Source organism: Pseudomonas sp. TE3895 (assembly GCF_056278855.1).
Genome location: NZ_JBWBQE010000001.1, coordinates 4,939,730 through 4,954,526, shown reverse-complemented (window position 1 = coordinate 4,954,526; position 14,797 = coordinate 4,939,730). Strand labels below are relative to the sequence as shown.

The following is a 14,797-nucleotide window of genomic DNA, read 5'->3' as shown; positions in this document are numbered from 1 at the left end:
TGGAATAGGGAGGCAGGTCGTGTCCATAAACTGAGATCGAGTTCTTATTTTTATTTTCGTTAGCGTTATATACATGTCATCAGCCCTGGGTCATGCACGGGCTGATGATATGAGGCCCATTACTCCGCTGCTGGATCAGGGGTTCCACCAGCACGGCTCACCATTGCCTTCAAGGTACTGCCCTTGTTTGGTGATGAACGTGCGTTTTTCATGACTATTCTCGAACTTGCCGTGCATGGCTTGGTCCAGCCAATCCAATGATGCCGTTAGCCACTCATCCGACTGCGCTCCTATCGGATGGAATTCGTACTGATAGATCCACAGTTCCTTCGGCCCTTGCAACCTGTCATAAACGTCAATCGTCGACTCAAGGGTAGTGAGTTCATCATTTTCCCCGGTAATGATCAGGTACGGGACCTTCACCTGTGGGGCGATATCATCCAAGGTCATTGCTTGCGACAGCGTTTGGATTTCCTGCGTATCGCTGATCCCAGTCATGAACATCAGGTTCGACATGAAGCTTGGCTGTGCCTGATTGAGCAACACGTACTTGTCACCCAGATTGGACATGTTGGCGGCAATAGCGCGAATGCGTGGCTCCACTGCTGCGGCACGGGTTGCCCACCATGAGCCCATGCTCGAACCCATGATCACGATACGATCAGGGTCGATGGCAGGGTGCTCGCTGAGGAAGTCGATCACTCGGCTGATAGCTCGGTCGTAGTTGTCAAGGGTCATTTTGAGTCCCTTGGTGAGAGACTCCCCCTGACCGGGCCCATCCAGCGAAAAACCAGCCCAACCGCGAGGAAGGATTCGCTGCTCGATCAGCTTGTGCCAGTCCTCTTTGAACATGTCCATGCCCGGCAACATGATCACGCAGGGGACTTTACTGGCACCTGCTGGTGTTTCGAGAATGCCGTGAAGGTGCTTGCCCTCGAAGGGAAGGGTGACTCGCTCAATGGGCTGCGCGGAAAACTCGATCACCTTGTCGAAGCAGCTGATGAGCTTTTCCAGGTATCGCGCACGGCGAGGATCATCGCCCAGGATCGAATAATGGGTGCGGGCATAGAGCAAGGTGGCTCGTTCGTAGAGCCGTCGGGCCGTTGCTCGACAGCCTCGGCTTTCCCAGTGCTGGGCTCGGCCTTCAATCTCACGGGCTGCCGCAGACCAGGCGGACGGTAGCATGGAGCCCGCCTTTACTGGGTCGAATACCCGCTTGATGTCGTTTGAGTCGTAACCGATCTGTTCAAAGATCGCACCCGCGTCCGGGTGCAGTACATCCAGCCCACCGATAGCCAGGAACGAGTCCAGAACCCAGCGTTGGCCTTTGCGCATACTGTCCATTACTACCTCGCATTGTCGTGAAGGAACCTGACCTGACTATATAGCGAGATATGTGATCACGTAAATAGGGTTTTTTGCACCTTCAGGTCTGTTTTTTGGCATTTTTACAAATAATGTGATCACGACTTTCGAGGTGAAAGACGTCGACACCGAATGTCTGATACCCCTACAATTGTGATCACAACTGTGATATCCGGCGGCTTGGATGGTCGTCGACATAAGCGAGGTTTTTATGCTCAAGGCCGATTCCATGAGGGATCCGTCCCTGCTTGAAGGTGAAGATGGCGTGCCCGCCTTCGGTAAGCTCAGTAGTTCGGTACTGCGCGAGCAGGCTTATGAGGCGCTTGCCAATGCTTTGCGCTCGGGGCGCTATGCACCAGGGGCTGCTGTCACCATCCGCGGGCTGGCCGAGCAATTAGGTACAAGTACGATGCCGGTGCGTGAGGCGGTTAACCGGCTGCTCACCGAAGGTGCTTTGGAAATGCTTGCCAATCGGACCTTAGGCGTTCCCATGGTCACGGTGCAGCGCTTGGACGATCTAATTGAGGCGCGGGCTACGGTTGAGGCGCGTGCAGCATCACTGGCCGCCGAGCGTATGGACACGGCTGCGTTCTCGCGTATCAAGCGCGCGGCCGAGGCCTACAGCCATGCGGTCGACAGCGAACTAATCGCCGAAGCCGTGGTGGCCAATGAACAGCTGCATTTTGAGATTTATCGCGCGTCCGGCTCTGATGCACTGCTATCGATCATTGAACGGTTGTGGTTGCAAAGTGGCCCGTACATCGCTGCTGTGATGAAACACATGCATACCGCCGCACACAGCTTGCACGAGCGTGGTATCGCACATCACTACAATATTCTCGCGGCCCTTGCCAAACGTGATGCTGAAGCTGTTGGCGCAGCCATGCGCGCCGACATCATCGATGCAGCTCGATGGTACAAAGAGCAGATTTTCGCAGAAGATGGCAGTTTGCTTGAGCCTATCAAGGTTACTCGCAAGCCCCGTGGCCGCAGGCCAGCGTCGGCGTGACCGGCAGCAAGGGCGCCACGCTAGCGCGGCGCCCCTTGGGTGGTTCAGTCAGCTTGTTGCGTAAGGAAGCCGCGTGCCAGGTGCACGTACTCGTCTGCCGCCCACGCCAGTGATTGCAGTTCGTCTTGCGTCAACGACCTGACGACCTTGCCGGGAGCCCCCATGACCAGCGAGCGGGGCGGGATCTGTTTTCCGGGAGGTATCAGCGATCCAGCCGCGATCAGCGATTGGCTACCGATCACTGCGCCGTCCAGCACGGTGGCACCGATGCCGATCAGCGCCCCTTCTTCGACCGTACAACCGTGCAGCACGGCCGCGTGACCAACGGTAACCCGGTTGCCGATGCGTACCGGGCTGCCAGGGTCGGCATGCACGATTACGCCGTCCTGCAGGTTGCTTTCTGCGCCGACTTCGATGTGCTCCACGTCCCCGCGTAGCACGGCGTTGAACCACACCGAACTGCGGTTCCCCAGAGTGACTTGGCCGACCACCGTGGCATTCTCAGCCACGAAGCAGTCTTTCCCCAGCTCTGGCCGGGTGCCTTGATAGGCCAGGATCATGGTAGCTCCGGCATTGCACCGGCCCCTTCGCGTAGTGCCTGAGTAGCTTTCAGGTCCACTCCTAGGCCATGCTCATCGACCACTACCCCGAACACGTCCCGAGCACGGCTAGCAGTGAGATAGCCCTCGCTGACGTCTTTGCGCACTTGTTCAGGAGCACGTTCGTGGGGGTGGCCGTAGCCGCCTCCGCCGCACGAATACGAGAGTATCGTCTCACCGTCGAGCAAATGAATAAGGGCTCCGCCTGGCAAGGCTTCCAGCGCACCGTCAACATGGCGCCGGTATTGCTTCGACGCTGCGCCCGGTAATCCGCCACGCACACCTTTTGGGGCATTTATGTGACCATCACTGACATAACCCAGGTCCATTGCGCAGCCCACTGGCCCGAATTCCACGAACATGCTACGAGCACCGTTGAAGCGACCGGCACCTTCACTGTCGGTGACGAAACTACGGGAGCGGATCAGCAAGGGGTGGCGCATTTCGTCGAGCTCCACGCTGTCCTGGAAGCACAAGCCGGCATTGCCGACGTGGCCGATGGTTTGCCAGGCATCAGCGAAGGGGGCGCCTGCACCGCCTGTGAAGCCTAGGAACAACTGGTTGATAAAAGCGTGGCCGGTCTTGGGGTCGATGCCGGATATGACACCAATGGAAGGAGGAATCACAGCCCCGCATTCGGCCAACCCCGCGCCGTCCTCCAGCTCCGCAATGGCCGTCTGCACCGAGTTGGCCACCCGATCGGCAAGGTTAGTTGTGGCAACCGAACAAGACGTCGGATGCACCGGAATACCCACCACGCATCCTTCGCGCAGCAGGATGTCGATGCGGCGGAACGAGCCGGCATTCTTCGGCACGCTGTGTTCCACGCTGTTGAATACCCCGACCATAGCAGCTGTGCGGGCACAGGCTTCGCTCAGGTTCAAGCCGCACGCCAGGCTGTCTGGGTTGTCCGTAAGGTCGATTACGACTTTACCCTGCTGGTTGTCGATCGTGACCTTGGAGGTCACGGTCAAGCCCGTTTCCGGCATGCTCTCAAACAGTGGGTCATGGGTGCTTTGGCCTTGGGTCTTACCCGCGGCGAGTTTGTTGATGGCGCTGATCATGCGCTGCTCGGAGTAGTTCAGATAGTCGCGGGAATAGTCTTCCAGAGTCTGCCAGCCCAGCTCCTCGCCCAGTGCCAGCAGCTCTCGCTCGCCGATGCGGGCCGCCCCCATCATTGCCAGGTAGTCGCCCCACCATTGCTCAGGCACGCGGATACGCATCTTGCACATGCGAATGACATCATCGACATTGCGGTACTGCGACTGGATCTTCACCGCTGGGAAGATCAATGCGCCTTCATGGTAAACGTCACGGGCCGAGCCCATGTATGTCGTCGGCTCCGAGTTACCACAGTCCGCCTGGTGAGCTTTGGCGACCACGGTGTAGCGGTGGATGCCTTGATCATCGATGACGGGCACCAGGATGGTGTGGTCGGCCGGATGGGAGCATCCGTGATACGGCGAGTTATGCAGGAAGGCATCACCACGGCGCAGCTCTGGGTGATACTCCTTCATTGTTCTGCTCATCATGTCCGGGCCGCAGAGAACATGAATGGGCAAGCTTTCCGCTGCAGCCAGCAGGTCACAGTCTGCGGTCACAATGCAGCACGAAAAGTCCCGAGCAATGTTGAGCACGCCGGAGCGGCCACTGCGAAGCAAGGTGTTCGCCATCTTGCGGGCGATACCTTCCAGGCGGTTGGTGATGACGGCCAGTTGTACGCCACTGGTAGAGGAATGCGGGGTCTGTTTCATGGACAACTCCTAAGCTCAGTCGCGACCTGGAATGATGGAAAGGCTGCCGCTAGGGCGGCGTTCGGCGGTATCACCAGGGTTGAGCACCACGGTGGTGAACGAGGATTCGATGATGGCGGGACCTTGCACGGGGTTGCCTGGTTGCATGGCTTCGAAACGCTCCACCTTGGTCTCGGTGTAGCCGTGGCCGGCGAAGTAGGCGCGGCGGATTGGCTGCTCGATCGGGCCGGCTTTGGCATTGGCCAGAGTTGCGCCGTCCTGGGCGCGAATGCGGCAGGCGACGGTTGCGCGCCAGCCGACGATTTCGATGGCGCAATGAGTGTCTCGGATGGCAAAGACGTCTTCGTGCACCTGGTGGAAATCTTCTATCAGCTCGTCTAGGTGCTGGGTGGTGCTCAGTTCAAGGCCTCGTAGGGGCACCTCCAACTCCCATACCTGCTCCTGATACCGTGCCTCGGCCCAGAATGTGATGGTTTGTTGCAGCGAGCCACGGCCCGGGCCTGCGATGAATTCCTTACATTGGGCCAGCAGGCTTGCCAGTGTGGCGCTTACACCTTCGAAGTCGAACGAGTCCGTGCGGGTAAACCGAGTGCGCTGGAAGTGCGATGTCAGCTCGGACATCATGGCGCCCGCCGCACTCATGGTTGCTCCCACTTGTGGGATGACCAGGCTGGGCGAGTCGAGGCGCCTTGCGATCAACGCCGAGTTCAGACCGGCTGCACCACCACCGCCGATGAGCACCGCTTCGCGCGGGTTGATGCCCTGGTTGATGGTGATGTCATTGATCGCCTGCACCATGTTTTCGGTGGCCACTGTGATAATTGCCGCTGCGGCATCTTCAATGCTCATGCCTAGCGGTTTGGCGACGTATTGTTCAATGGCATCCCGGGACGCTTGAGCGTCAAGCTTCATTTTTCCGCCAAGGAAGAAGTCCGGGTCGATGTAGCCCAGTGCCAAGGAGGCGTCTGTGACAGTGGGCTGTTCACCGCCCCGCCGGTAGCAGGCGGGCCCTGGCGCGGCCCCGGCGCTTTGCGGGCCGACGTGGAGCATGCCGCCGTCGTCCACCCACGCAATGGAGCCGCCGCCGGCGCCGACGCTTTTCACATCGACGGAAGGGAAGCCGGTCATGATGCCGCGGTAGGGTGCGCCAATCCAGGTTTCCTGTGACCGTGGTACGACGCCGCGCCTGACCAGGCTGACATCGTAGGTAGTGCCGCCGGTGTCGGCGATGATCGCAGTGTCTGCCCCCTCATCCGCCAAGGCAAAGTACTTGCCGGAGATCGGTGCCATCGACGGGCCGGAGTTGATCAGATGGATAGGCGCCTCGGCAACATGCTCGGCATCCATAACGCCGCCTTGGGAGGTCACCACCACGACACGTCCCGGGAAGCCTGCGTCTCGCAAACGCTGGACCAGCGTGTGCATGTAGGCGCGCATCATGGGTTTGAGCGAGGCGTCAATGCAGGCCGAAGAGGCCCGGCGGAATTCGCGTGGGATCGGATTCAGCTGATGGGACAGGGTATAGGGCACGCCGGGCAGGTGTGCTTCGAGCAGTTCGCCGATACGCAGCTCGTGCGCTGGATTTACGATCGACCATAGCAGGCAAACGGCCACCGCTTGCACTTCCGCTTGACGTAGCTGCTCGATTGTTTGCAGTACTGCCTGTTCATCTAGTGCCTCCAGCTCTGCGCCATCCGCTAACAGACGCCCGGGGATTTCCCAGGTCAAAGCTCGCGGTACGAAGGGTTCTGGGTAAGGCACGGTGAAGTTGAAAGGCTCCAGCCTCCCACCCTCGCGCAACGTGAGGATGTCGCGATGTCCTTCCGGGACCAGTAAGGCGGTGCGCGCTGTGTGCCCCGTGATGATCGCATTGATGGCATGTGTGGTGCCGTAGATGAACATCTCGCCTTGTTCAAGCATGGCTCGACGCTCCAGGCCAAGTCCGTTGGCCGCTACCTGAAGTGCTTCTAGCACACCGCTGATCGGGTCCGCCGGAATGGTCGGGGATTTGAACATGTTCAACTGGCCGTTGCGGTCCTCGATGATCAAGTCCGTGAAGGTGCCGCCTGTATCCACTGCAAATCTCATAGCTCGTCTCCTGGAGGCAAACGTGGTCTTTGGGAGGGGGATGTCCCTGGGCAGTCAAATTATTGTTCGATTTGGTTTTTGTGATCACATTAGTAATCCCTTGAACGGGCGAAATCAAGACAAAATTCCGAGATTTCTGCGGCTTGTGATTTTTTTGTGTTGATCTGTGATCACGTAATTGCTAGCGTGAAAACACCAGTACAGATTGCTGGCTCTACGGGCTGATTGAGGAGGTTCAGATGGCTACGCAGGTAAAGGTCGCGCTAGTGACAGGGGGCTCTCAGGGCATTGGTGAAGCTGCTGCGCGTCGGCTTGCAGCCGATGGCTACGCGGTGGCAGTGGTGGCAAGTTCCAGCCAAGAAAAAGCTAATCGTGTCGCCGCATCCATTCGAGAAGATGGGGGCGCAGCCCAAGGCTTTGTGTGTGATGTCCGTGAAGCGGGGGCTGTGGTGGAGTTGGTCGGTGCCGTCAAGGAAACCTTCGGGCGCGTCGATTTGTTGGTTAACGCAGCCGGGGTCTTCAAGCCAACCCCCGCAGGCGAAGCTCGACTGACTGAGGCAGGGCAGATGATCGATATCAATCTGCGAGGCACCTGGAATCTGATTGATGCGGTGGTGCCTATGTTCAAGGCGCAAGGCTCGGGCGCGATTGTCAACGTTGCTTCTGTGGCGGGCGTCACTGGCTTTGGTGGCTATTCGATCTATTGCGCCACCAAAGCGGGGATCATCCTGATGACCCGTGCCCTTGCCTGCGAGCTTGGGCGTAGCAACATACGGGTCAATTGTGTAGCGCCGGGTAATACTGCGACGGCGATCAACGAAGACATCCGTAACGATGCGTCGATGCAAGAACTGCGAGACTTCATGACCGCTCGCACCCCAAGCCCGCGCACGTTCTCCGAGCCGCAGGACATTGCCAATGCCATCGCCTTCCTAGCTTCAGACCAGGCCAGTGCCATGCGTGGCGCTTGCCTGCTGATGGATGAAGGTATTTCCGCGGGGCTGTAGGCCCGTCTCGTTGGGTGGCTTGCCACCCTTTTTTTCAGAGAGCAGAGATGAAAGAAAACGTGATCGTGACGGGTGGCGCGGACAGTGTCGGCCGTGTCATAGCCGAGAGCTTCCTGCAACGCGGTGCCAATGTGCACATCTGCGATGTACGTGAAGACGCTTTGGTGGAAACCTTGCGGGCCAACCCGGGTATGAGTGGCACCGTGGCGGATGTCGGGCGCAGTGACGATGCTCAGCGCGTCGTGCGCGAGGCCGAAATGGCGTTTTCCGGCAGCGTTAGCGTGCTGGTCAACAACGTTGGTGTGCCTGGGCCGCGTGCCGCCATTGAAGACATCACCGACGAAGCCTGGCAGCACACCTTGGACGTCAACCTGGGTGGCATGTTCCGCTTGATGCGTGAAGTCATTCCAGCCATGAAGCGTGAACGCCAGGGCGTGATCATCAACTTTTCCACCGGTTCTACACGCACGAGACTGCCCATGCGTACAGCTTACGTGGTCTCCAAGGCTGCGGTGGAATCGCTGACGCTCAATGCTGCCCGCGAACTGGGGCCTTTCAATGTGCGTTGCAACGCGATTTTGCCGGGCATGATCGACAACGCCCGCATGACCCGAATCGTTGCAGGCATTGCCGAAGAGTCTGGGCGCACGGTGGAGCAGGTTGAAGCGGATTATCTCAAGTACATATCGCTGCGCAGCAAAGTGCAGCCCGAAGAGTTGGCGCAGACCGTGTTGTTCCTTGCCTCGGATGCTGCCAAGAAAATTACCGGTGAGCTGCTCGCGGTGAGCGGCAACGTTGAGTGGGAGATTTAAGCCATGTCACGCAAAGTGATTCTGACCTGTGCAGTAACCGGAAACGCTCCCTTCAACCCCAAGCATCCGGCGATGCCAGTCACGCCGCAGCAGATTGCCGAGGCTTGCATCGAGGCAGCGCATGCAGGTGCATCGGTCGCACACATTCATGTTCGAGACCCCAAGACCGGTGGCGGTAGCCGTGATCCGGCGTTGTTCAAGGAGGTCGTGGACCGTGTGCGCTCGTCGGGTGTCGATATCGTTCTGAACTTGACCTGCGGCCTTGGCGCATTCTTCTTGCCAGACCCGGAGGATGAGTCACGGGGACTGCCGGAAAGTGATGTGATTCCGGTCGCGGAGCGAGTGCTGCACCTTGAGCAATGTCTGCCGGAAATCGCCTCGCTGGACATCACCACTGGCAATCAGGTGGAAGGGCAACTGGAGTTTGTCTATCTGAACACTACTCGCACCTTGCGTGCTATGGCGAAACGCTTCCAGGAACTGGGTGTGAAGCCAGAGCTGGAGGTGTTCAGTGCTGGCGACATCCTGTTCGGCAATTCACTAATTGCCGATGGTCTCATTGATGGTACGCCGCTGTTCCAGATGGTCTTGGGTGTGCTGTGGGGGGCGCCTGCTACCGCTGAAACCATGATCTACCAACGCAGCCTGATTCCTGCCAATGCGCAATGGGCCGCCTTTGGCATCGCACGACAGCAAATGCCGATGGTCGCACAAAGTGCGCTGTTGGGCGGTAACGTTCGTGTCGGTCTGGAGGACAACCTGTACCTGAGCCGGGGCGTCTTTGCCAGCAACGGTCAGTTGGTCGAGCGCGCGCGCACTATTATCGAGTGCATGGGCATGTCTGTCGCCACGCCGGCAGAGGCCAGGGAAGTTATGGGGTTGCGCACGCCGCGCTAAATAGACTTGAGGTGCGAGGGGGCATCCATCTGCTGGCTTAGCAGAGGTAGTCGTCAAATCTTGGAGCGTCTCCTCGCTGTCCGGTCTCGACCCATTCGAGTTTTTCCTGCAGGAAGGACAGTGCTTCGTCGAGCCTGTCCTTTTTTGCTTGGAGTCGCTCAATCTGCAGGCGCAGTACCTCTGCCGTGCGTTCTGGGCATTTGGCACCAGAGCGATACTCTCTGTTCAAATCGGCGATCTCGTTTAGCGAATAGCCCAACGACTGCTGCAAGCGGATCATCTTCGCGCACGTAAGCTCGTTGGAATCGAAAAGCTGGTAAGGCCGTGAGCCGCCCTTTTCCCCTTGCTTCGGGCAGAGCAGGCCTTTAGCAATATAGAAGCGCACAGTGTCTACTGAGAGCCCCGCGGCTTTAGCAAATGCTGAGATCATCATCTGAAATGCTCTTGACTATGGACTTAACTCCACACTTATAACATGAGGCCTCAGCCAATTCGGAGGTTTCTCATGCCAGATAATGTGGGGTTGATTTCTAAGGTACGCCTGGGTGGCGGGATGGTGGTTGAGCGTCAGGGGCTCGGTTGCATGGGCATGAGTGAGTTCTACGGGCAGACGGATAAACGTCAAGCTCTGGCAACGCTCGAGCGAGCTTTGGAGTTGGGGGTGAACATGTTCGATACCGCAGACATGTATGGGCTCGGCGCCAACGAACAATTGCTTGCCCCATTCCTGGCCAGGCATCGCGCAAAGGCTTTGGTCGCCACCAAATTCGGTTACACGCGCGATGCGCGGTCTCCAGACGACTGGAGTTTGGATAATCGCCCTGAGTACATTCGTCAGGCAGTTGATCGATCGTTGCAGCGTCTGGGAGTTGAGGTGATCGATCTGTATTACATGCATCGGCGCGTCGAAAGCGTTCCGCTGGATGAATCAATCGGTGCAATGGCCGACCTGGTGAAAGCGGGCAAGGTTCGTGCGTTGGGTTTGTCGCAGGTCAGTGCGCAGGAGCTGCTGCAGGCCCACGCCATCCATCCCATTGCTGCTTTGCAGTCCGAGTGGTCCTTGTTCGCACGTGAAATCGAAAGTGAAATTCTGCCAGTGGCCAGGTCCTTGGGGACAACGCTGGTGCCTTACGCGCCGTTGGGTAGAGGGTTGTTGGTTGGGCCGGCAAATGGGCTTGTGCTTGAGCAGGACGATGTGCGACGTCACTTCCCTCGCTTTCAGGATGAGAATTGGCGAGCCAATCAACGCCTTGTCGAAACCTTACAGCACTCTGCTGGGATGCTGGGCATTAGTACTGCGCAAGCGGCTTTGGCTTGGCTGTACACTAAGGCTGAAAGGTTGGGTGTGGACATAGTACCCATTCCGGGTACGCGCAATTGTCAACGGCTCGCGGAAAACGTAGCGGCTTCTTCGATTCGCCTCAGTGATGCCGAAATGGACAGTCTTGAGACGCTTGCGGATGCCGTTCAAGGCGCCGCTGTTTGAATCTGTGGTGCGGCGAAGCTTGGCCTCGCCGCACAAACACATGCTCAGAACGCATCCCTGAAGCGGGGAAGGCGAAGGAAGGTCAGTAGAGCAGCTAGCAAGAGTGCAACGTTGATCATCAATGCCATCGAGTAACTGTGAGTGGCATCGTAGGCATATCCCAGCAGCATGGGGCTAAGGCCGATTCCACTGATAAATGCAGCATACTGCCAGCCAAAAATCTTCCCATAGGCTCGCTTACCAAAGTAGCGCGCAACCAGATAACCCATAAGGTCTGCTTCGGCGCCCAGGGCGAAGCCAAGGGCTACAGCCGCTGGTGCAGCTGCAGCTGCACCCAGAGTCGCAAGTAACATGCAGCCAAAGGCGGCGACGGCGCTAATACCAACCAAAACGTACGGGGCAAACAAGCGATCGGCAAGCGCCCCACCCGCTAGGCGACCAATCATCCCAGAGATGCCGATCAAGCCCGCGATTGACGCCGCTTTGATTGGGTCCAGGCCACTATCGATCAGAAGTGGTACCAAGTGTACAAGTAGGCCACCGATACCAAGAGAAAACAGCGCAAGCCCGCCAAGCAGCCTGTAGAAGATTCGTTTGCGCTCGGCGGCGCTGAACAATGGTGTCTCTTCGGCGGCAATGTGTTGTGACGGCTGAGTTTCCTTGTCTGTCGAGGGTTTGAGTAGCAGTAGAAATGGCAGCATGGCGCTTGTCATGAGCGCCAGTGAGAGATAGCCGACCGCCCAGCCGTGGCTGGCAATGACTGAGGTCAGTGCTGCGGGCGCTATTGTTGCAGCCAGGCTGGGACCTAGCAGAGTAATACCTAATGCCAGGCCGCGGGAACGGTGAAAATGGCTGGTGACGACTCGGGTGTAGGCAACGGGCGCAGCCGCAGCCCCCAAGGCGGCAATGGCTGCCTGTAGTAGATAGAAGGTGGCAAGGCTGGCCAGCTGGGTGGCCATTACCAGGTAACAGAGCGCCGCCGCGCTGATCGAGATTGCAGCGGACGTTCTAACCCCGAGTTTGTCGATCAACCTGCCAACCAAGGGGGAGGCAGCCGCCAGAGCCATGGTGAATATCAAAACTGCAGTGGAGAGCTCCGTTCGGCTCCAGCCAAATTCGCCTTGCAGATGTGGCATGAAGACACCGGCGGTATACAGCGGCAGGGACGAAACGCCCAACCCGCATCCCAGCATGGCAGCAATCAGGATGGGCCAGCCTTTGCGAAACTCGTCGAGTCGGCTGTTGGTGGCGGTAAATGGCACAGCGTTTATTTGTGGCATGTTGCTAACTCCCGCAATGGTTAGGGCGTTGCACTGGTTTGAAGGGTCAGAGGAAATCGAATGGGATGGTGGTGACGAGGCGGGTTTCGGTCATGGTGCCGTCAGCCTGGTTCTCGCTGGCGCGGTTCGTGCCATACAGAAAGAAAAAGCGTGTGTCGCGTAACGGGCCGCTTTGTATGACGTAGTTCGCGATGAAGCCGCTTTCGGTGTGTTTCTCTCCGTCCATCGCCCGCACGTCGTAACCACTGCCTTGGTAATGAGTGCCATCAATGCCCCATCCGCGGGCCGTATACGCCATCAACGACAGACCCGGGATGCCGTACGGAGCCATGTTCACGCTGTAGCTGAAGGCAAGCGATTTTTCATTGGGGCCATTAAAATCGGTGACCAAGGTGTTGGCGAGATGGATGGCGTCAGTTTCGCCAAGGTAGTCGAAAGGTTCGTTACCTCCCACCTGCTGCCAACCTACATTCAACGTATGATTCTGATGCTGCAGGCTGAGGCCTAAGCTGTAGGTATCGTTATCAATGTGCCCGAGTCGCGCCTGCCCCTGCTCGCGTGTTCGGTAGTAGCTGAATGAGCTACTCAAGGAAAGGTTGTCTGGGTCACCCAATTCGTGGGTGATACCTAGAAAATGCTGGGTCCAAATGTCTTCAACTCTGGAGGCAAACCACTCAGCCTTCAGCGCTTGGCTGGGCGTGTAGGTCATGCCGGCAATGTTTACGTGCCCCGCACTGGCTTGTGGGTTGCCGTACTCTGTGCCAAAACGGCGCAGGCTTTGTTGGGTATACGGTGATATGCGATCGAACGTGCCCAGGTCGAATGACAGGTTACTCAATTCCTCGCTGTGCAGGCTGATACCTTCGAAGCTTGATGGTAGGGAAAGCACAGCATTTACCTCAAGCACCGGCGTATAGATGTTCTGGCGCCCGACGGTCAGTGTGGTATTGGAGATCCGGGCCTGGATGTTGCCCAGCCCGAGCTTGCTCCACTGGCCAACGGCATCGCCGTCGCTGTCAACCAGCGTTCGATTTACGCCACCAGCCAATTGGCCATGGCCACGCTCTAGGGCGATTTGGTTGTACACGGCAGCTTGGGTAGCGAAGCCGATCGTTCCCTGAGTAAAGCCAGATCGATACTCCAGTATTGTGCCCTGAACCCAGGTCGCCGCGAGCCTTGTCGGTTTCGATTCACCCTGTTTGTTGGGTATCTGAAAGTAGGTGTTTCGATCACTGCGCACATGCGCCCAGAAATTTCGGGTGGTACCTCCGAGTTTTTGGTCGTGTGTGAAGCCATTCGCACTGGCCTGGGCTTTGTCCTCTTTGATCTGTGTTGTGGTGAACGTCTGGTCAACAGGTGCTGAAAAGGCTGCGGAGCTGACGAGTGAGCTGGCGAGAATCGTTGCAACAGTCTTGCTGGCGTTCAAGGCGATTAACCTCATGACTAGCTGAAGATCGGAGCCCCGAGTGGGTACGGGGTGCTGACGACGTCTTGCTGCACATGAGCGAATTAATGCTATGTGTGATCACATAAAAGCATTATTCGTACCGGGCTGAACTACCTTCACAATTTTGTCGCTTTTAGAATGTTTTCTTTGATTTAATGTCGTTAATGGGAAGATATTGGGTTTTTTTGTGCCGCCTCCCGGTGTGTTTGCTACCAAGATTCCCGAGGGCGCGCACCCAAATGTGTCGATATGAAATATCGGTGATCACTAAAGTGTCGGAACGAGCCTTGCGCTCAGAGATTGAGTCGCTCTCGCAGAATTGGCGGAGCACCTACCTGGCGTGGTGAGCGCCGATGCAGATGGGTACACAATCATTCTGTGTGCGCTTTGGCCCGGCAGTTGGTCTTGCTCAGGCGTTTGGGTGAAAAATCGGGGAGTGAGGGCTCATCAGATACCGAGTTACGGCAGCAGGAGGAGCACAGATTCTTGTCAGTCGGCTCGAACCCTGGTATCGCGCCAAGGAAGGTTTGCAGCTTAGGTTTCACTGAAGTCTTTCAGGGGGAGGCAAAGCGAAAACTTATAAATAGTACGTTTTTCACTGGGGCCCTAATACCAGTACAACAAGAAGCTGCTGCGCGAAATCGACCGCAGGGTGCGATACCTGCGCAAGCGGCTTGAAGATGTGAAAGTGGTGGCGTACTCGCCCGAGCAGGAAGGCAAAGTGTTTTTCGGTGCCTGGGTTGAGATCGAGAACGACGAGGGCGAGACCATGAAGTTTCGCATTGTCGGCTACGACGAGATCTACGGGCGCAACGATTACATCTCGATCGATTCGCCCATGGCCCGTGCCTTGCTGAAGAAGGAGGAGGGTGATGAGGTGGTGGTGCATACACCTACCGGTGAAGCGACCTGGTATGTGAGCAGCATCCGTTACGGCCAGGGCGTCTCGACGGACTGACGGGCCCGTCTTGCGCCAGCGTGAGGCATATGCTGTCCCAGCAGGCGATTGCCCAGCCCTCAGGGTTGCGCCTGCAGAAGCGCTGACAGCCAGGC

At 57.7% G+C, this 14,797-nt stretch carries 12 protein-coding genes and 1 pseudogene; 6 read left to right on the top strand and 7 right to left on the bottom strand.

Going from position 1 to position 14,797, the window contains the following annotated elements; genetic code table 11:
• Window positions 1-135: 135 nt before the first annotated feature.
• A complete protein-coding gene (locus tag ACZ889_RS22420) occupies window positions 136-1,344 on the bottom strand; it encodes an alpha/beta hydrolase family protein (RefSeq protein WP_180689580.1) in 1,209 nt (402 codons plus the stop codon).
• Window positions 1,345-1,576: 232 nt separating this feature from the next.
• Here ACZ889_RS22420 and ACZ889_RS22415 point away from each other — a divergent pair, with 232 nt between their 5' ends.
• Window positions 1,577-2,374: a GntR family transcriptional regulator gene (locus ACZ889_RS22415; protein WP_180689581.1), complete on the top strand. Its 798-nt coding sequence runs from the start codon at window positions 1,577-1,579 to the stop codon at window positions 2,372-2,374.
• 44 nt (window positions 2,375-2,418) lie between these two features.
• Here the strand turns inward: ACZ889_RS22415 and ACZ889_RS22410 are convergent, their stop codons facing one another.
• From ACZ889_RS22410 to ACZ889_RS22400, 3 genes are read right to left on the bottom strand one after another with little or no spacing between them, the layout of a single operon-like run.
• Entirely contained in the window at window positions 2,419-2,934 is a 516-nt protein-coding gene (locus ACZ889_RS22410) for a gamma carbonic anhydrase family protein (RefSeq protein WP_180689582.1), read from the bottom strand.
• Window positions 2,931-4,727 carry a hydantoinase B/oxoprolinase family protein gene (locus tag ACZ889_RS22405; RefSeq protein ID WP_180689583.1) on the bottom strand — a complete coding sequence of 599 codons (1,797 nt, stop codon included), beginning with the start codon at window positions 4,725-4,727 and terminating at the stop codon, window positions 2,931-2,933. Before ACZ889_RS22405 ends, ACZ889_RS22410 begins: the two co-directional genes overlap by 4 nt.
• 15 nt (window positions 4,728-4,742) lie before the next feature.
• Window positions 4,743-6,815, bottom strand: a complete 2,073-nt coding sequence (locus ACZ889_RS22400; RefSeq protein ID WP_476257824.1) for a hydantoinase/oxoprolinase family protein — start codon at window positions 6,813-6,815, stop codon at window positions 4,743-4,745.
• 239 nt (window positions 6,816-7,054) lie between these two features.
• On the opposite strand from ACZ889_RS22400, the gene ACZ889_RS22395 reads away from it, so the two are divergent.
• The 3 genes from ACZ889_RS22395 to ACZ889_RS22385 are packed head-to-tail and all read left to right on the top strand — an operon-like array spanning window position 7,055 to window position 9,531.
• Entirely contained in the window at window positions 7,055-7,822 is a 768-nt protein-coding gene (locus ACZ889_RS22395; RefSeq protein ID WP_161773455.1) for an SDR family NAD(P)-dependent oxidoreductase, read from the top strand.
• Window positions 7,823-7,869: 47 nt separating this feature from the next.
• A complete protein-coding gene (locus ACZ889_RS22390) occupies window positions 7,870-8,634 on the top strand; it encodes an SDR family oxidoreductase (protein WP_161773454.1) in 765 nt (254 codons plus the stop codon).
• A 3-nt stretch (window positions 8,635-8,637) separates the two neighbouring features.
• Window positions 8,638-9,531 carry a beta-keto acid cleavage family enzyme gene (locus ACZ889_RS22385; protein WP_180689585.1) on the top strand — a complete coding sequence of 298 codons (894 nt, stop codon included), beginning with the start codon at window positions 8,638-8,640 and terminating at the stop codon, window positions 9,529-9,531.
• Between the two features lie 37 nt (window positions 9,532-9,568).
• Here ACZ889_RS22385 and ACZ889_RS22380 read toward each other — a convergent pair whose 3' ends face one another.
• Window positions 9,569-9,964 (bottom strand): MerR family transcriptional regulator, encoded by a 396-nt coding sequence (locus tag ACZ889_RS22380; protein ID WP_180689586.1) that lies wholly within the window; start codon window positions 9,962-9,964, stop codon window positions 9,569-9,571.
• 72 nt (window positions 9,965-10,036) lie between these two features.
• Between ACZ889_RS22380 and ACZ889_RS22375 the strand changes: the two genes are divergently transcribed.
• Window positions 10,037-11,017, top strand: a complete 981-nt coding sequence (locus tag ACZ889_RS22375) for an aldo/keto reductase (RefSeq protein ID WP_476257823.1) — start codon at window positions 10,037-10,039, stop codon at window positions 11,015-11,017.
• Between the two features lie 44 nt (window positions 11,018-11,061).
• Here the strand turns inward: ACZ889_RS22375 and ACZ889_RS22370 are convergent, their stop codons facing one another.
• A complete protein-coding gene (locus ACZ889_RS22370; RefSeq protein WP_180689588.1) occupies window positions 11,062-12,297 on the bottom strand; it encodes an MFS transporter in 1,236 nt (411 codons plus the stop codon).
• Window positions 12,298-12,343: 46 nt separating this feature from the next.
• Complete coding sequence (locus tag ACZ889_RS22365) at window positions 12,344-13,723, bottom strand: OprD family outer membrane porin (protein ID WP_257645158.1); 1,380 nt, start codon at window positions 13,721-13,723, stop codon at window positions 12,344-12,346.
• A 631-nt stretch (window positions 13,724-14,354) separates the two neighbouring features.
• Between ACZ889_RS22365 and greB the strand changes: the two are divergent.
• Window positions 14,355-14,702 (top strand): annotated as a pseudogene (greB, locus tag ACZ889_RS22360) (transcription elongation factor GreB); the annotation flags it as partial.
• Window positions 14,703-14,797: the final 95 nt, after the last annotated feature.